Source organism: Luteimonas sp. Soil_N_1, from assembly GCF_057656255.1.
On sequence record NZ_JBDGKS010000001.1, the window covers coordinates 2724111 to 2740987 of the forward strand.

The following is a 16877-nucleotide window of genomic DNA, read 5'->3' on the forward strand; positions in this document are numbered from 1 at the left end:
CGTTGCTCACTCGATGCCTGTCAGATAATCGATGACCTGCGTTGCGAGTGACGTGGTGTCGTGGATCATCGTATCCAGCACGATTTCGGCTGCGTCAGGCAGTTCGTAGGGTGCATCGATGCCCGTGAAGTTCGGGAGCTCACCGCGCCGCGCTTTCGCGTAGAGCCCTTTGGGATCGCGCCGCTCCGCTTCCGCGAGCGGCGTGTCGACGAACACCTCGATGAAATCTCCCGAATCGAACAGCGCGCGTGCTGCAGCGCGTTCCGCGCGATAGGGCGAGATGAAGCTCACAAGCACGACCAGCCCGGCGTCGGCCATCAATCTTGCAACCTCGGCCACCCGCCGCAGATTCTCGACACGATCGGCCTCGGTGAATCCGAGGTCGCGATTGAGTCCCTGGCGGACATTGTCGCCATCGAGAAGATAGGTATGAACGCCGCGGGCATGCAGCGCGCGTTCGACCTCGTTGGCGATGGTCGATTTGCCGGCGCCCGAGAGACCGGTGAACCAGATACAGCGCGGGCGCTGTCCTTTCATCGTCGCGCGCGCCGCACGATCGATATCGAGTGTCTGCCAGTGCAGGTTGTCCGCGCGACGGAGGCCGTGGCGGATCATGCCGGCACCCAGCGTGGCGTGGCTGACAGGATCCACCAGCACCAGCGCGCCCAGCACCCGTGTATCGACGTACGGTGCGAAGGCGATCGGCGCATCCAGCGCGAGGGTGACCCGGCCGATCTCGTTTGCCGCGAGCTGCTTGTCCGCGAGCGGCTGCAGCGAAACCGGATCGAGCCGGTGCTTGATTTCGCCGACGCGCGCGCCAGTCACGCGACCCGAAGTTCTGCACAGATAACGCCGACCAGGCACCAGCGGCGCTGCACCGAACCAGAGCACATCGGCAACGAACTGGTCACCGTGCGAGACGGCCGAAGCCTCGGGCACCAGAACAGCACCGCGTGCTGCATCGATCTCGTCTTCAAACCGCACCGCGACGGCATCGCCATGACTGGCGGAGCCGGCGACCTCACCTGCTACACGAAAAGCTGACACCGTTCCAGGTGCGCCGTCAGGCGCAACCCGCAGACGCGCACCGGTCCGCAGCGACCTGCCCCGCCAGGTTCCGGCATACCAGCGCGTGCCGTCGCCCTCGCGCAGCAGCATCTGGACCGGCAGACAGTCGAGGGTCGCGCGGCCTGGCATCGCCAGCAACGCTTCGAGCGCCTCCAGTACCGTGGGTCCCGCATACCAGCCCAGGCGCGGCGAGCGCGAAGCGACGCCATCACCATCGACTGCTGCGAGCGGGACGGCCTGCACCGAATGGATGCCCAGGACCGACGCGTGCGCGCGGTACTCGGATTCGATCATTTCGAACGGCGCGTGCGCGAACGCCACCCGGTCCATCTTGTTGATCGCCAGCACGACATGACGCACGCCGAGCATCGCCGCAATCGCCGTATGTCGAAGCGTCTGCGGCGACAGACCCTTTTCCACGTCGACGAGCAAGACCATCGCATCCGCAGTCGAGGCGCCGGTCGCCATGTTGCGGGTGTACTCGACATGCCCGGGACAATCGGCAATCAGGAAGCGCCCGCGTGGCGTCCGCAGGTGCCGCCAGGCGACATCGATGGTGATGCCCTGTTCGCGTTCCGCGGCGAGACCGTCCAGCAGCAGCGCGTAGTCGGGGGCACCGCCCCGGGTGCCTTGCGTGCGACTCGCGTCAGCGAGTGCGGCCAGTTCGTCGTCTGGCACATTGCCCGCTGCGAGCAGCAACCGACCGATCAGCGTGCTCTTGCCATCATCGACGCTGCCACAGGCGACGATACGCAGGATGCGGTCGTCCATCAGAAGTATCCCTCGCGCTTCTTCGCTTCCATCGAGGTGCCTTCGGTGCGGTCGATCGCGCGTCCGGCGCGTTCGGATTGGCGCTGGTCTTCCATCTCGGCGAGGATCGCATCGACGTCCGTCGCCGAAGACTCGACCGCCCCGGTCAGCGGATAGCAGCCAAGCGTGCGGAAACGAACAGAACGTAGCCGCGCCTGCTCACCCGACCGCAGGACGAACCGGTCGTCGTCCACGACGAGCAGCATTCCGTCCCGCTCGACGACAGTACGCTCGGCGGCGAAGTACAGAGGCACGACTGGAATCCGCTCGCGGCGGATGTAGCGCCAGACGTCGCGTTCGGTCCAGTTCGACAGCGGAAAGACACGGACACTCTCACCTTCGCTCACCTTCGGGTTGTAGAGATCCCAGAGCTCGGGCCGCTGACGTCGCGGATCCCAGCGATGTGCATCGTCGCGGAACGAAAACACCCGCTCCTTCGCCCGCGACTTTTCCTCGTCGCGCCGTGCACCACCGATGGCAGCGTCGTACCCACCGGCGGAAAGCGCCTGTTTCAGCGCCTGGGTCTTCATGACGTCCGTGTGGGTGGCCGCGCCGTGGCTGAAAGGCCCTACCCCGTCCCGGACGCCATCGGGATTCACGTGTACCCGCAATTCAAGACCCGTTTCGGCAATCCGGTGATCGCGGAATGCGATCATTTCGTGGAACTTCCAGCGTGTATCCACATGCAGCAGCGGAATCGGTGCACGCGCAGGCGCAAACGCCTTCAGCAGCAGATGCAGCAGTACGGAACTGTCCTTGCCGACCGAGTAGAGCAGCACCGGCCGCCGGCACTCGGCAGCGACCTCCCGCAGGATGTGGATGCTCTCGGCCTCCAGGCACGCAAGATCACCGTCCACCGTCCGCATATGCCAGTCCCGTGAGCCCCAATCGGTCGATTGTGGCGAGGCGCATCCGATGCGGCAACGTCGGTTGCGGCCTGTGTTTCGAGTGACGGTCCGGCGGATGCACCGCGAGAGTCCTTCAGACCCCGGCACCGGTCATCGGACTTCCAGGTCGAAGAACGTTGGACGAAAGGCGTTCAAGGCGTCCAACTATCGACGTCCATGCGATGCCTTCATGGCACCAGGACAAGACGTACCGGCTTACAGCGCCCTTCGGCAGGAGGCGTCCGTTGATGCGACCGGTCACTGCAGGGCGCAAGTTCCGTTGCCTCTGCACACGTCCGGAAGACGTTAGACGCAACAGGCATCGCCTGAAGGCCAAGGACGCAAAAAACCCCGCATCGCTGCAGGGCTTCTTGACGTGTTTCGGGTGACGCCCGAATCCGCGAATGGTGGCCGGGGAGGGAATCGAACCCCCGACACGGGGATTTTCAATTACCTTTAAAATCAATAACTTATTGATTGTTTAGCGAAGTCCAACGTAGCCACTGGAAGCCAAAAGTATTTGCAAATCAGTAGCTTATAGTAGCTTAGAGAAGTGCGCGAAAGCGGCGCACTGTACCTGTGGTGTACCTCAGGAATCGCGCGACCCCACACAGGCTGATCGCCGTAGAACGACACAGTTACGGCGGGGTGCGCCTCTGTCGCAGCCGTCGCCGCCAGCACGCTTTGCGCATGTGAGTGGCCGGGACCCGTGAAGTATCCTCTGGAGGCATAGGGGAGCCGTCATGCCGTTGAGCTGGAATGAAATCAAAGCGCGAGCCATCGCGTTCGCTAAAGAATGGGAAGACGAGGACAGCGAGGACGCTGAGGCCAAATCGTTCTGGGATGCCTTCTTCAATGTCTTCGGTGTTCACCGGCGCCGCATTGCCAGCTTCGAGGTGCCGATCAAGCGTGAGGACGGATCTGGCGGGTTCATCGACCTGCTGTGGAAAGGCATCCTTATGGTCGAGCACAAGTCCCGCGGCAAGGACCTCGACCGTGCCTACGGACAGGCCCGGGATTACTTTACGGGGCTGAAGGACCGCGACCTGCCCCGCTATGTGCTGGTATCGGACTTCCAGCACTTCCGGCTCCACGACCTGGAAACCGGCGAAAAACACAGCTTCGCGCTCAAAGAGCTCCATCGGCACATCCGCCTGTTCGGTTTCATCGCCGGCTATCAGAGCCATGCTTTCAAGGACCAGGACCCCGTCAACATCAAGGCGGCTGAGCGCATGGGCAAGCTCCATGATGCCCTGCAGGAGGATGGCTACACAGGGCACAAGCTCGAAGTCCTTCTTGTGCGGATCTTGTTCTGCCTGTTCGCCGAAGACACCGGGATCTTCGAGCCGCGACGGCGGTTTCAGGACTACGTCGAGCAACGTACCAGTGACGATGGCAGCGACTTAGGTGGGCACTTAGCCTCCTTGTTCGATGTTCTCGACACACCCCACAACGAGAGGCAGAAGGGGCTCGACGCCCAACTGGCGGGCTTCCCCTATGTCAACGGGAAGCTGTTCAACGAGCGTCTGTCGCCGGCGGCGTTCACCGGCACGATGCGGGAGCGGCTGCTTGATGCCTGCGGGTTGCACTGGGGCGAAATCAGCCCCGCCATCTTCGGCGCGCTATTCCAATCGATCATGGATGCCAAAGCCCGCCGCAACCTGGGCGCGCATTACACCAGCGAAAAAAACATCCTTAAGCTCATTGGCCCACTGTTCCTCGATGGCCTGAGGACCGAATTCGAGAAGGTGAAGAACAGCCGTCCGAAGTTACACGAGTTCCACGAGAAGATTGCCGAGCTGAAATTTCTCGATCCGGCCTGCGGATGCGGCAACTTCTTGGTTATCGCCTACCGTGAGCTGCGACTGCTCGAACTCGAGGTCATCGATGCGTTGTACCAGAAGGATTTGGAGACGGGCCAAGTCGTGGACCCCAGGCTCCTGATCAAATGCAACGTTCACCAGTTCTACGGCATCGAGATCGAGGAGTTCCCTGCCCAGATCGCACAATTGGCGCTATGGCTTGTCGATCACCAGGTCAACCTGCGCGTGAGCGAGATGTTCGGCAACCCGTTCGAGCGCCTGCCGCTGACGGCCTCGGCCACGATCGTCCACAAGAACGCGCTTCAGATCGAGTGGGACGACGTCGTCCCCGCCAAGGAGCTGCACTACATCTTGGGCAATCCGCCCTTTGTGGGCTCCAAGCTAATGAGTGCAGAGCAGCGGGCCGACCTTCTCGATGTTGCGGGCAAACTCAAAGGTGCCGGGACGCTGGATTTCGTAGCAGCCTGGTATCTGAAAGCTGCTGTCTACGTGCGCCAGAAGCCCGCGATCCGATGCGCATTCGTCTCGACGAATTCCATTACGCAGGGCGAACAGGTCGGTGTGCTCTGGGGGGAGATGCTCGCCCGAGGCATCCGCATCCATTTCGCCCATCGTACTTTTCTTTGGAATAACGAAGCGCGAGGAGTGGCGGCCGTCCATTGCGTAATCATCGGATTTGGCCTCGAAAAAAACACCCCAATGCGTTTGTTCGATTACTCCGGTCTGCGCGCGGAACCGCACGAGATCATTGCAGGGAACATCAATCCGTATCTAGTCGACGCCGCGGATCTTGTCCTGAAAAAGCGTACCAAGCCCGTTTGCCCGGTTCCGGAGATCGGAATTGGCAACAAGCCCATTGATGGCGGGTATCTGCTGCTAAACCCCGACGAGAAAACGGAGCTATTGGTAGCAGAGCCTGCGGCCGCTCGTTTCCTTCGGCGCTGGTACGGGGCCACCGAATACATCAATGACGAAGAGCGATGGTGCCTGTGGCTTGCCAAGGCCTCACCCGCAGAGCTTCGGACTATGCCGGTCGTACGTGGTCTTATGGACAAAGTGCGCCGCTTTCGGCTAGGTGAGATTGATGCCAAGAGCGGGCGCAAGGCGAAGGCAGGCGATAGCTCACTTGCGCTTGCCCATACACCTACACGCTTCCATGTCGAACGGATACCGGTCGCCGACTACCTGCTCATACCACGCCACTCTTCGGAGCAAAGGCCGTTCATCCCGATGGGGTTCATGGACCCAGAGTCACTCTCCGGCGATGCAAACCTGATCAGCGTGGACGCGACGTCGTATCACTTCGGCGTCATGCAATCGACCATGCACATGGCTTGGGTGCGAGCGGTCTGTGGACGCATCAAGAGCGACTTCCGCTACTCGGCGAGCATCGTCTACAACAACTTCCCTTGGCCAGATGCCAGCGACAAGCAACGCGAAGCCATCGAAACCGCTGCCCAGGAGGTTCTCTATGCGCGTGCTGAATTTCCCGACAGCACGCTGGCAGACCTGTACGACCCCACCGTAATGCCTCCTGCCTTATTGAAGGCCCACCAAGCGTTGGATCGTGCGGTGGACTCGGCCTACGGCAAGCGCAAGTTCACCTCCGATGCGGAGCGTGTCGCTTTTCTCTTCGAACGCTACGAGCAGATCACTTCGCTGCTGGACGTAGACAAGCCGAAGAAGAGCCGTACGAAAGGAGCCTCCGCGCGGCAACCCAAGCCGTAGTCATATCGCACAGGGGTGCGTGTCCGTTGCGACTCCTCCTGTAATCGAGTAGCAGCCAGCTTTGAATGGATTTTGGAAAGGGACGAGGAGACAAGAATGTCGATACTTCAGCAGGTACTGGCTTGGACCCAAGGGCTGCCCGCGTGGCAAAGCGATGCCGTCGCCCGACTGCTGGCAAAGCAGACCCTCACTGCAGACGACCAGGACGACCTGTTCGCACTCCTCAAGCTGACACATGGGATCCCTGACCCAAAGGGCCGCACCGCCAAGCCGCTCACCGCAGACGATATTCCGGCGCCAGTCAGGCGGACCACTCAAATCGAACTACTGGCGATAAAAGACATGCGCCATGTCAACGCGATCGCCGAGAACCAACGCTTACCTTTTAGTGCCGCCGGAATGACCGTGATCTACGGCGACAACGGCTCGGGTAAATCAGGATACTCGCGCGTCCTCAAGCGAGCCTGCCGTGCCCGGGACCAAGCCGAGGCAATCCACCCCAACGCACATCTTCCTACTGACAAGGCTGGAACTGCGGAAGCCACGTTCGAGATCACCGTAAATGGCACCGCCAAAGACGTGCAATGGACACATGGAGCGGCAGCACCTCCCGAGTTGTCGTCATTCGCAATTTTCGACTCACGCTGCGCCCGCGCCTACCTCGACAGCGAGGATGATTTTTCTTATGTCCCCTACGGGCTAGATGTGTTCGAAGCACTGGCGAAGGTCTGCAAGCAGCTGAAGACCGCGATCGAAACAGAAAATTCGCAGCACGCCGTCGATCTCATTGTATTTGCACCTTTGCAGGGCGACACGGCGGTAGGCAAGCTGATCGCGTCGCTATCAGGCAAGACGACACAAGCCCAGATCGACGCGCTGGCAGCCCTGAAGCCAGAGGAAGTGACGCAACACGCGGAACTAAACAAGAGCCTTAAAGAGAACAATCCGAAGGAGAAGGCAGGCCAGCTACGCCTGCAGGCCCGGCGCATCGCGTCTATCGCGACGAACGCCGCCAACAAAGGCGCGCTTGTGGATCAAGCGGTAGTCGCCAAGTTGCGCGGACTCGCGGACAGTTTCCGCACTGCGCAGGCGGCGGCCGTGCTTGCGGCCAAGGAATTCAAGGAAAGCGAAAACCTACTGCCCGGCACGGGTGGCGATGTCTGGCGCGAGCTGTTCGATGCCGCACGCAAGTTCGCCACCGAATCCCACCCGGACAAGGTTTTCCCCAAGCTGGGCATTGATGCGCCGTGTCCGTTGTGCCAGCAGCCGCTCGCCGAAGGCGCCGCGCGCCTGCAGCGATTCGAGGCATTCATTCAGCAGGACGCTGAGAAGAACGCACAGGCACGTCGCACTGCCCTAGCGGCCGAGTACAAGCCGCTTGCCGCGCATAACCTTACGCTGAATCTCGACGACGCGACGCACGACGAAATCAAAGCCCTGGATCTCCAGCTGGCCGCCGATGTCAAAGCGTTCGAGACGCAGCTTTCGGTACGTCGGGAAGCCATCAAGGCGGCCGTTATCTCGCATCAATGGGACGGTACCGCCGAGGCTTTGGCAAGCCCGGGAACGCAGCTACAGTCGCTGGCTGACAAGCTCAATGCCGAAGCTGAGACGTTGGAAAAGGCATCCGATGAGAAGGCTCGTACTGCGCTACAGAAGCAGCTCACGGAACTCGACGCGCGAATCAGGCTGAGCCAAGTGAGGGATGTTGTAGTCGCGGCCGTCGAAAAGCTCAGCCACCAAGCCAAACTCACCAAATGCCTCTCCGCAGTGAAAACTACTGCCATCTCGTTGAAAGCATCGGAAATAGCCGAACAAGTCGTTTCCAAGGAACTGGCCCAAGCGCTGAATTTCGAGTTCAAGGCGCTAGGCGTCGGTACGTTGAGCGTTTCGTTGCAAAGTCGGGCCGACCGCGGCAAAGCCTTGCACAAGCTCAAGCTGGAACTGCCGCAGAGCCGCAAACCTGGCGAAATCCTCAGCGAAGGCGAGCAGCGCGCCGTGGCGATCGGCTCGTTCCTGGCTGAAATCGGATTGAGCGGCAGCAAGGGCGGCATCGTGTTCGACGACCCAGTATCTTCGCTCGACCATCGTCGGCGCGAGCGCGTCGCCAAGCGACTCGCCAGCGAAGCCGCGAATCGCCAGGTCATCGTGTTCACCCACGACATCTACTTTCTGTGCCTGCTGGTGGAGGAAGCGAAACTGGCTGGCGTGACGACTTCCACCCAAAGCCTGGTCCGTCGCGCCGAGGGCTTCGGCATCGCCGATCCCGAACTGCCGTTTGAAGGAAGGAACGCGAGCAAGCGGATTGGCGCGCTGAAGGCGCAGCACCAATCCATCGCCAAGCTGCACAAGGACGGCGAGGAACAGAAACACCGCAAAGAGACCGTGGAAGCATACTTCCAGCTGCGCATGGCTTGGGAACGCGCAGTCGAGGAAGTCTTGCTACGCCAAGTCATCCTCCGCTTCCGCAAGGGCGTGGAGACCCAGCGGCTCGCCGAGGTCGTGGTCGATGATGATGACTATGCCAAGGTCAACGCCGGGATGTCGCGGTGCTCGAACTTCGCCCACGACAAGGCGCTAGAGGGCGGCATAGCGATTCCTGATCCAGATGAGCTCCTTGCCGACATCAACGCACTGGAAACTTGGCGCTTGCAGGTCGAAAAGCGCAGTTCGGAAACAGGCAAAAAACGTAAGGCGGCACCTGCCGTCACCAGCGCAACCGTGGCGACTGCTACTCCCTAATGTTCGCTTCTATCAGCAAGTAGGCGATTCTTTTTCTTGAGAAAGAATCGCATGACAGACGTCGGCTAATCTACGGGGGGATTACCAATCCATCGAAGATCGGAGAACTCCGTGACGCACAAGCTAGACCCCCTCCGAATCCAGCTTGTTCGCCATGGCGAAAGCATGGCGAACGCCGGCCAAGCCACCACGGATCCAAGTGGAATCGCGCTTACCAATCGGGGTGAACGCCAAGCGAGTGATTTCAGCAAGGGACTGACATACGCACCCGCAGCGCTCATCAGCTCAGCCTTCCTACGTGCCCGGCAAACCGCGGCGCCAGCAGCTCAGAGGTTCAGAATGCGACTGGCGACGTGGCCGATCCACGAATTCACATACCTCTCCCCGTCACGCTGCGCTGGCACCACAGTCGCGCAGCGACGTGCTTGGGTTGATACGTACTGGCGTGACGCGCAGCCAGACACCGTCGATGGTCCTGGCGCTGAATCCTTCAGACAACTCTGGGACCGGGTCGGACAGGCCCTGACCCGCCTCGAATCCTACGGGCCAGGCTTGCGTTTTCTCATGGTGGGTCACGGCCAATTCATGCAGGCGCTGCGCTTGCGAGTTGAACGTCAGCCCATCGAGCTGACGCAGCAAGTCATGCACGACTTCAGGAATCTCGACCACAGCACCCCAATCGAGAACTGCAGCGGGTTCGACCTGGAGTTCGCTGACGGGAAGTGGTCTGTCATCTGAGGGAGCGTTGTCCCCCTGGTAACGGATATTGCCCAGCACCAGTTAGGGCGAGATCACAGCCGGCGCCCCGACCGGACTCCCCGACGCCTCCCCATTGCAGAGCGCACCTTGCGCCAAGCCATGTGACAAATGCCGGGCATTTGGCTCTCGCTCTCTACTCACCGTGTGACACATCCCGGCGACAGCCTATCCTGCCCTAGTCTTCGCACATTCGATTTTCTTCGTCATGACTAAATTTCCTTGGTCATGACCAAGGAATTCGCGGCGCCCCTCGTCGCATACGGCGTTTGATCTGATGCTGGCTGGACAGTCCACACATCGTGAGCCCTGATCAGCGCTCTCTGCTCCTCGCTTCTTGTGTGCGAGCGAGCGAAGGAGTTTGTCGGGCTCTTTGAGGCTGACGCTCAGCAATAGCGGCTTGGGTACCAGACATCCGACTGGCAACACGCAGTACATCCAAGGCGAGCTGAGCCCCCTCCTCGCCGGCGCGCGATAGCTGGTTCGCAAGCACGGCATAGCTTCGCAACTGGGAGTCCTCACTTGCGTAGGCCCCTGTACTCAAGCTTTGAATCGAGCCGGCAGTCTTCTGGTGGTAGGCGGCTTGGGTACGGGTGCGAGTTCTGACACCGCGCGCGCTCCTCGGCGTAGCGCTCGCGTCAACTCCACTCTCCCTCAGGAGGTCCGCGAAGCTCTCGCGCCATATCTGCAGGTCTGCTTTGCGCGGATTGAGGCGCGTTCCGTCACGGCCCATGACCTTCACGCACAAGTGAACGTGCGGGTGCTCCTCATCGTGGTGAGCCACCAAGGAGTAAGGATGATTGCCCGCGAACTGCCTCTTCGCGAAACCTGACGCAGCAGCGCGAAGCGAGTCGGGATCAGTTCCCGGCGGCATGGACAGCACAACGTTTAGGCTCTCTCTTCGCCTCCCCTCATCGGACATACCGAACAGTCCGTACTTCCATTCGTCGGCCAGATCCCGCACAGCCGCCCGCCCCTCGACCAAATGCCCTTCCTCGGTCTCCAAAGGAAGACTTCCGTTACGGGAGATGTAGTTCAGATGCGCATGCAACTGCTTCGCGCCCTTTCCCGAACCCGATATCTTCACCATCACCTCAGGCGCCCTCCGGGCCGCAGCCCTGAGGGCAGCCTTCATCACGCGGGGGCATCTAACGGTCGCCACCACTGAAGAATTCTTGGCACTCCTGCTGCCGTTGACCGAAACACAGTTGCCGCTCTTTCCTGGCAAGCGATAGAAGAGTCGATCGCCCCACTCACGCAGCACACCGTCAACAGTCAGAGCCATGTGACCTTCCAGCGCTCAAGATTTGATTGCACAACTGCATGGACCTGACTGGTGTGCTGATCTATGGTCACCTTCAGCTCTCGCACAGAAGAAAGAACATCTCGAGAATTCCCTCCGCGATTTATCGCGAGCGCGATCTGATTGAGATTGCGGCCGATTGCGCGCAACTGGTTGTTCGACTCACCTACAGCCTGGAGCTCGAACAGCCCGAATTGGGGCTCCCGCGTGACGTATGCGCGAACAAGATCTGCAATCCACCTGTTGGGCGAGTATCCCGCGTCCTTCGCAATACGTAGGACTGCTTCGCGCTCGGATGGCGAAAGACGCACCTCCATCCTGGTCTTCAGGTGATCGGGGCAGTCGCTGATCACTTCCGTGGCGGATCCACTGGTCGACTTGGACAGCAAGCGGCGAATTACTGCGCGGACCACTTCACTCGAAGAATTGCCTCCAGCTCTGCAGTAGATCTGCCAATCCTTCTTGAGATCCGACGGGATCCGTACGCTCAGAACCTCATGCTTATCCACAGGGATCAACCTCTTTAAGACGCATTGCCTCCACAAATGCCGCGACACTTTGCTGGGATGAAATCTTTTCTTTCGGCGGCAACCCGATCCGATCGCGCAAAGACGACTTAGGCTTGCGCTCAGCCTCAAGGCTTCGACCTGCTGAAAATACGAATCGTCCTTCGAGAGCTCTCAAAATCAGTGCGTGAAAGTAATTGGACCAGAGGCCTTTGATTCGCTTCCCACGGATCGCCGCATCCAACTCATCAAGCAGCTGCTGGGCGATGGTCGGGTCGCTGATGGACTTCAGGACCATCTCCTTCGCCAACTCAGCGTCGTCGTGAACCAATGAACGCGGGCTAGCAAGATTTGTAGTAGTAGTGGTTCTAGATGATGAGACTAGTAGTGGGTAGTGGCCTGACATAGCTATGTCAGGGGCCGCATGACATAGCTGTGACCGGGGGGCGGGTGTCAGCCCTGACACCCCCTCCCTGCCAACAGTGTCAGGGGGTGACAAATTGTCAGGGGGGTCAGATCCCCAGCGTTCCGCTCCCTTTTCATGAAGTAGCAGCGTGTACTTGTTCGACGACTGCCCTCCGTTCTGTCGAGTCCTCGCTGAGACAACGACCAGCCCACTATCGCCACATTCTTTAAGCACGCGCCTGACTGTCCTATCGGAGACGCAAGCCTTCTTCGCAATCCGCTTTATCGACGGCCAGCAATTCCCCAGATCGTCAGATTCATCTGCTAACGCCATCAAGATCAACTTTGGCGTTGGCGGCATTACAAGACCCCAAGCCCAGTTGGTGGCTTTTATGCTCATGGATAAAATCCTAGATCGCACTTACCGAGTCGAGTGCCTTTCCAACCAGCGCCGTCCTAAAATAAATGCGCCGGCCCACTTTTATCTTGGCCGGCCTCAGCAGCATGGAGGTCTCGCCCTCAGAGTAAAGCCCCACCCTGACGCCTGCGGGAGACCTGCCCAGCAGTTCGGCCACCTGTCGCAGCCCCATCAGAGGACCGTACTTACTCAAGAGCAGTTGCGACATGGACTCACTGTCAGCAACTTGCGATTCGTTACGCTTCCCATCTCTATACATGTCGGCCCACCCATTGATTACCGACACCTATATAGGATCACTGAACTCCGTTAGACAAATAGCACACGAGAATTATTAGTCTTTTTGGCTTCTCCATTTCAAAACGTTTTGTCGCGCCACCCTTGAACGAGAAATAAAAACCTATTTCTATTCAAGCCGTTACTGACCGAATTTCGGATATGAATAGAATGTAAATTCGATCCTTTCAGGTCTAGCGAACTGACTGCATCCACTTGACCGCTTGCAAAAACGCGCAACACGTCGGCGCACCTCTTGCTCCAATAGCATCAGGTTGAGACGACTCCGGTTACACGCTGACCCAAGGACGTCATAGCTCCGGGATCTCAACGCCTCTCTCAGCAGGCGCCCCCCCCCCTACTCTTCCAGTGCGGAGACCTTCGACAGTCTGTCCAGTTTGCTGACGAGATCCTCGGTTCTGAGATGCGTGTATCGCTTGAGCATCTGCATCGACTTGTGACCGCTGATCGCGGATACCTCCTGATCACTGAAACCCGCTTCCACAAGTCGGCTGACCGCCTCGTGTCGAAGATCGTGGAAACGCAGATCCTGAATACCAAGCTCGATCTTGATGTCGTGCCAAGCCTTGTTGAACGCATATGGCTTGCGCTCACCATCACGGCCCGGCTCGCCAAAGAACACCAGCTTGCAACCGTCAGGCCGCGTTGGATTGGCAACGGCCTCGACAAACACATTCGTTGCAACCTGCGTGAGCGGAACGGTTCGCGCACTGTCGTTCTTGGTCATTGCCAGCCGTACTACGCGCTTCTTGAGATCCACCTGCAGCAAACGCAGGCTGGCGATCTCGCTCGAGCGCATACCGGTTTCGATCGCGATGGTGAAGATCCAGCCCAGCATGGGATTGGAGTGCGCCTTGATCCTGACGCGCAATGCGCGCTCCTCCTCTTCGGACAGCCGGCGGTTCCTGCCGTCCCCTGGCGACGGCTTGCGGACGTTCGCCACCGGATTGCGGACGAGACCCAACTGCCACTCACGGATGGCCGTGGTGTACAGATGACTCAGCAACGCGAGCTCAAGGCGAACAGTATTGGCACTGAGGGATCCGGCATCTGGCTTCGCGACCCGCCTCTTGCCCTCCCTGACTGTGCGAGGCGTCGAGAGGCGCTGGTCACGGTAGTTCGCAATGAGGTCCGGACTGATCGCCGCCAGCGAGTAGTCACCGAAGAACTCCCTGAGAGCCTCCGCCTTCTTCTTCTCCGCCGTTTGCGTGCTCGGCCTCTTGGTCGGCGTCACCTCGGAGAGGTAGCGGTCCAGTGCCTTGCCAAAAGTCAACCGCTCGGCGCTCGTCCGGTCGATGTATACGCCGCGCACCATCTCGTCTTCGGCGCGGCGCGACCAGTCCTCAGCATCACGCTTGGTGCGAAAGGTCTTGGATGCGGTTGGCCAGCCCTGCTTGCGGATGACCGCTTTCCAAGTGCCAGAGGGCGTCTTGACGATGGTGGCCATGGGGCTTCCGTTCCGGAGGTGTACCGGAACTGTACCCACGAAAAACCCGCGACGTGCGCGGGCTTCGTAACCGCTTGATTTACATGGTGGCCGGGGAGGGAATCGAACCCCCGACACGGGGATTTTCAATCCCCTGCTCTACCAACTGAGCTACCCGGCCACTGCGGGAGGCGCATGATACGAGGCGCGTGCGCGAACGGCAACCGTTTTTCGAAATCTCGTGGTTTCGCCCGTGCGGACGAGCCACCGAACGCAGGGCGACGCCCGGCGACGCGTTAACATCTGGCCCCACCTGCAACCGGAGTGTCTCGCATGAAGCCGTGGAAGCTGCTGACGATTCTGCTGATGGCCGGCGTGCTCGTCGCCTGCGTGACCGGGCAACGCCGCGTTTCCGAGCCGGCCGCGAGCATCCAGCAGGTGACCGTCGGCGTCGACGGCAACTGGTCGGTCGACGTACGGCTGCAGAACTACAGCAGCATCCCGATGCGATTCGAATCGATCAACCTGACGCTCGCGGTAGGCGGGGAGCCTGCCGGCACGCTGCAGGCACCGACGACACTCACGATCGGTCCGGAGTCGGCCGACATCCTGACCTTGGCGCTCGCGCCTTCCGCTGAAGGTCGCCTGCAGGCCGCCGACGCGCTCGCTGCGGGACGCTCGCTGTCCTACCGCATCGACGGCGTGATCCGCGCTGCGCCCGATGACCGCGGCAGCGCACGCGACTACACCGTGCGTCGCGACAGCACGCTGGGCCCCGTCCCGGGCCTGCTTGGCGTGATGCGCTGACGCATCCGCCGCGACCCGCTCCCCTCGACCGTCATACCCATTTGAAGAACAAGAGCCAGGACGCATGAGCACCTACCACGCCCCGCTGACCGATATCCGCTTCGCGCTGCACGACGTGCTGCAGGTCGAATCCCTGTTTTCCGAGCTCGGGTTCGAGGACGCCAACCGGGAGACCGTCGACGCCGTGCTCGACGAATGCGCGCGACTGAGCGAAACCGTGCTCGCGCCGTTGAACCGCATCGGTGACGAACAGGGCGTGCGCTTCGACAAGGCCACCGGTGCGGTCACCACGCCCGACGGGTTCAAGGCCGCCTATGTGCAGTTCGCCGAAGGCGGCTGGACCGGCATGAGTGCACCGGCAGAATTCGGTGGCATGAATCTGCCGCATGCGATCGGCATCTGCCTGGAAGAGATGATCGACGCGGCCAATCTCGCGTGGAGCAATTTCCCGCTGCTCTCGCACGGTGCGGTCAATGCCCTGCACCATCATGGCGAGGCGTGGCAGAAGGAAGTCTTCCTCAAGCCGCTGATCGCGGGCACCTGGACGGGCACCATGTGCCTCACAGAGCCGCACTGCGGTACCGACCTCGGCCTGCTGAAGACCCGCGCCGAACCCACCGGCGACGACACGTACGCGATCACCGGCACCAAGATCTTCATCACCGCCGGCGAGCACGACCTCACCGACAACATCATCCACCTCGTGCTCGCGCGCCTGCCCGATGCGCCCGAAGGCAGCCGTGGCATCTCGTTGTTCATCGTGCCGAAGGTGCAGGTGGCGCGCGACGGCACGCTCGGCGAGCGCAACGCGGTGCGCTGCGGCGCGGTCGAACACAAGATGGGCATCCACGGCTCCGCCACCTGTGTGATGAACTTCGACGGCGCGCAGGGGTATCTCATCGGCCAGCCCCACAAGGGCCTGCTGGCGATGTTTACGATGATGAACACCGCGCGGCTCGGCGTCGGTGTGCAGGGTCTGGGTCTCGCCACGCGCGCCTACGAGAACGCGCTGCGGTACGCGCGTGAGCGTCTCCAGTCGCGCGCCCTGTCGGGGCCGAAGCTGCCCTCCCAGCCGGCCGATCCCATCCTCGTGCAGCCCGATGTGCGGCGCATGCTGCTGACCTGCAAGTCGCTCACCGAAGGCGGCCGCCTGCTGGCGTACCACGCAGGCTCCCTCGTCGACAGCGCGGAACTCGCCAGCGATGCCGCCGCGCGCAAGGAAGCCGACGATCTGCTCGGTTTCCTGACGCCGATCGTCAAGGGTTGCCTGACCGAGTGGGGCAACGAGTGCACCTATCACGCGCTGCAGTGCTTCGGCGGCCACGGCTACATCGCCGAGCACGGCATCGAGCAGCTGGCGCGCGACGCGCGCATCACCACGCTCTACGAGGGCACCACCGGCATCCAGGCGCTGGACCTGATGGGCCGCAAGACCCTGCAGCTGCAGGGCGCAGGCCTGCGCGTGTTCCTCGGCATGATCGAGCGCTTCTGCGTCGAGCACGCGCACGATGCGGCGCTGGCCGAGTTCATCGAGCCGCTGCGGACGAAGGCCGGTGAGTGGCAGGCGCTGACGCGTTCGATCGCAGAGCGCGCGGCGGCCGATCCCGAGGAAATCGGCGCGGCCGCCTATGACTACCTGTTCTTCTCCGGCTATGTGGCGCTGGCCTACTGGTGGGCGCGCAGCGTCGCGGTCGCCGATGCTTCGTCCCGTCCGGAGACCTTCAAGGCCGGCAAGCGCGAGACCGCCCGCTTCTATTTCACCCGCATCCTGCCACGCACGCTGACCCACGCAGCAGCGATCGCGAGCGGCCCGGCCGCGCTGCTGTCGATTGCCGACGAGGCACTCGACAGCTGAGGCCCGGCGCGCACGTTGCGACTGCCGCCCGGCGTCGCGACGTGCG

At 61.1% G+C, this 16877-nt stretch carries 12 protein-coding genes, 1 tRNA gene and 1 pseudogene; 5 read left to right on the forward strand and 9 right to left on the reverse strand.

Annotated features, from left to right (window positions below; genetic code table 11):
• Positions 1 to 6: 6 nt before the first annotated feature.
• Together cysC and cysD are read right to left on the reverse strand one after the other, a co-directional pair.
• On the reverse strand, positions 7 to 1839 hold the full coding sequence (gene cysC / locus AC3A4E_RS12690; protein WP_487631794.1) for an adenylyl-sulfate kinase: 1833 nt from the start codon (positions 1837 to 1839) through the stop codon (positions 7 to 9).
• A complete protein-coding gene (gene cysD, locus AC3A4E_RS12695; RefSeq protein WP_487632073.1) occupies positions 1839 to 2744 on the reverse strand; it encodes a sulfate adenylyltransferase subunit CysD in 906 nt (301 codons plus the stop codon). The genes cysC and cysD overlap by 1 nt, the downstream gene beginning before the upstream one ends.
• 764 nt (positions 2745 to 3508) lie before the next feature.
• Between cysD and AC3A4E_RS12700 the strand changes: the two genes are divergently transcribed.
• The 3 genes from AC3A4E_RS12700 to AC3A4E_RS12710 all read left to right on the forward strand — a co-directional run bounded on the left by AC3A4E_RS12700 (position 3509) and on the right by AC3A4E_RS12710 (position 9796).
• The gene (locus tag AC3A4E_RS12700) at positions 3509 to 6316 is read left to right on the forward strand and encodes a class I SAM-dependent DNA methyltransferase (protein WP_487631795.1); all 2808 of its coding nucleotides are present in this window, start codon (positions 3509 to 3511) and stop codon (positions 6314 to 6316) included.
• 96 nt (positions 6317 to 6412) lie between these two features.
• A complete protein-coding gene (locus AC3A4E_RS12705) occupies positions 6413 to 9058 on the forward strand; it encodes an AAA family ATPase (protein ID WP_487631796.1) in 2646 nt (881 codons plus the stop codon).
• A gap of 165 nt (positions 9059 to 9223) precedes the next feature.
• Positions 9224 to 9796 carry a histidine phosphatase family protein gene (locus AC3A4E_RS12710; protein WP_487632074.1) on the forward strand — a complete coding sequence of 191 codons (573 nt, stop codon included), beginning with the start codon at positions 9224 to 9226 and terminating at the stop codon, positions 9794 to 9796.
• Positions 9797 to 10127: 331 nt separating this feature from the next.
• Here the strand turns inward: AC3A4E_RS12710 and AC3A4E_RS12715 are convergent, their stop codons facing one another.
• From AC3A4E_RS12715 to AC3A4E_RS12745, 7 genes and pseudogenes are all read right to left on the reverse strand, one after another.
• Positions 10128 to 11099: a relaxase/mobilization nuclease domain-containing protein gene (locus AC3A4E_RS12715; protein WP_487631797.1), complete on the reverse strand. Its 972-nt coding sequence runs from the start codon at positions 11097 to 11099 to the stop codon at positions 10128 to 10130.
• Positions 11090 to 11506: a MobC domain-containing protein gene (locus tag AC3A4E_RS12720; protein WP_487631798.1), complete on the reverse strand. Its 417-nt coding sequence runs from the start codon at positions 11504 to 11506 to the stop codon at positions 11090 to 11092. Before AC3A4E_RS12720 ends, AC3A4E_RS12715 begins: the two co-directional genes overlap by 10 nt.
• A gap of 112 nt (positions 11507 to 11618) precedes the next feature.
• Positions 11619 to 11921 (reverse strand): hypothetical protein, encoded by a 303-nt coding sequence (locus AC3A4E_RS12725; RefSeq protein ID WP_487632084.1) that lies wholly within the window; start codon positions 11919 to 11921, stop codon positions 11619 to 11621.
• A gap of 324 nt (positions 11922 to 12245) precedes the next feature.
• Positions 12246 to 12428, reverse strand: a pseudogene (locus AC3A4E_RS12730) (helix-turn-helix domain-containing protein); the annotation flags it as partial.
• Positions 12429 to 12438: 10 nt separating this feature from the next.
• On the reverse strand, positions 12439 to 12654 hold the full coding sequence (locus tag AC3A4E_RS12735) for a plasmid-related protein (RefSeq protein WP_487631799.1): 216 nt from the start codon (positions 12652 to 12654) through the stop codon (positions 12439 to 12441).
• 426 nt (positions 12655 to 13080) lie between these two features.
• Positions 13081 to 14190: a tyrosine-type recombinase/integrase gene (locus AC3A4E_RS12740; RefSeq protein ID WP_487631800.1), complete on the reverse strand. Its 1110-nt coding sequence runs from the start codon at positions 14188 to 14190 to the stop codon at positions 13081 to 13083.
• A gap of 84 nt (positions 14191 to 14274) precedes the next feature.
• A tRNA-Phe gene (locus AC3A4E_RS12745) sits at positions 14275 to 14350 on the reverse strand.
• 152 nt (positions 14351 to 14502) lie between these two features.
• Between AC3A4E_RS12745 and AC3A4E_RS12750 the strand changes: the two genes are divergently transcribed.
• Positions 14503 to 14976 carry an LEA type 2 family protein gene (locus AC3A4E_RS12750; protein ID WP_487631801.1) on the forward strand — a complete coding sequence of 158 codons (474 nt, stop codon included), beginning with the start codon at positions 14503 to 14505 and terminating at the stop codon, positions 14974 to 14976.
• Between the two features lie 64 nt (positions 14977 to 15040).
• Positions 15041 to 16831 (forward strand): acyl-CoA dehydrogenase C-terminal domain-containing protein, encoded by a 1791-nt coding sequence (locus tag AC3A4E_RS12755; protein WP_487631802.1) that lies wholly within the window; start codon positions 15041 to 15043, stop codon positions 16829 to 16831.
• Positions 16832 to 16877: the final 46 nt, after the last annotated feature.

Excerpts from the sequence above, each read along its gene's own strand:
- cysC (WP_487631794.1), bottom strand. The coding sequence starts at position 1,839 with ATGGACGACCGCATCCTGCGTATCGTCGCCTGTGGCAGCGTCGATGAT.
- cysD (WP_487632073.1), bottom strand. The coding sequence starts at position 2,744 with ATGCGGACGGTGGACGGTGATCTTGCGTGCCTGGAGGCCGAGAGCATC.
- AC3A4E_RS12700 (WP_487631795.1), top strand. The coding sequence starts at position 3,509 with ATGCCGTTGAGCTGGAATGAAATCAAAGCGCGAGCCATCGCGTTCGCT.
- AC3A4E_RS12705 (WP_487631796.1), top strand. The coding sequence starts at position 6,413 with ATGTCGATACTTCAGCAGGTACTGGCTTGGACCCAAGGGCTGCCCGCG.
- AC3A4E_RS12710 (WP_487632074.1), top strand. The coding sequence starts at position 9,224 with ATGGCGAACGCCGGCCAAGCCACCACGGATCCAAGTGGAATCGCGCTT.
- AC3A4E_RS12715 (WP_487631797.1), bottom strand. The coding sequence starts at position 11,099 with ATGGCTCTGACTGTTGACGGTGTGCTGCGTGAGTGGGGCGATCGACTC.
- AC3A4E_RS12725 (WP_487632084.1), bottom strand. The coding sequence starts at position 11,921 with ATGGTCCTGAAGTCCATCAGCGACCCGACCATCGCCCAGCAGCTGCTT.
- AC3A4E_RS12735 (WP_487631799.1), bottom strand. The coding sequence starts at position 12,654 with ATGTCGCAACTGCTCTTGAGTAAGTACGGTCCTCTGATGGGGCTGCGA.
- AC3A4E_RS12740 (WP_487631800.1), bottom strand. The coding sequence starts at position 14,190 with ATGGCCACCATCGTCAAGACGCCCTCTGGCACTTGGAAAGCGGTCATC.
- AC3A4E_RS12750 (WP_487631801.1), top strand. The coding sequence starts at position 14,503 with ATGAAGCCGTGGAAGCTGCTGACGATTCTGCTGATGGCCGGCGTGCTC.
- AC3A4E_RS12755 (WP_487631802.1), top strand. The coding sequence starts at position 15,041 with ATGAGCACCTACCACGCCCCGCTGACCGATATCCGCTTCGCGCTGCAC.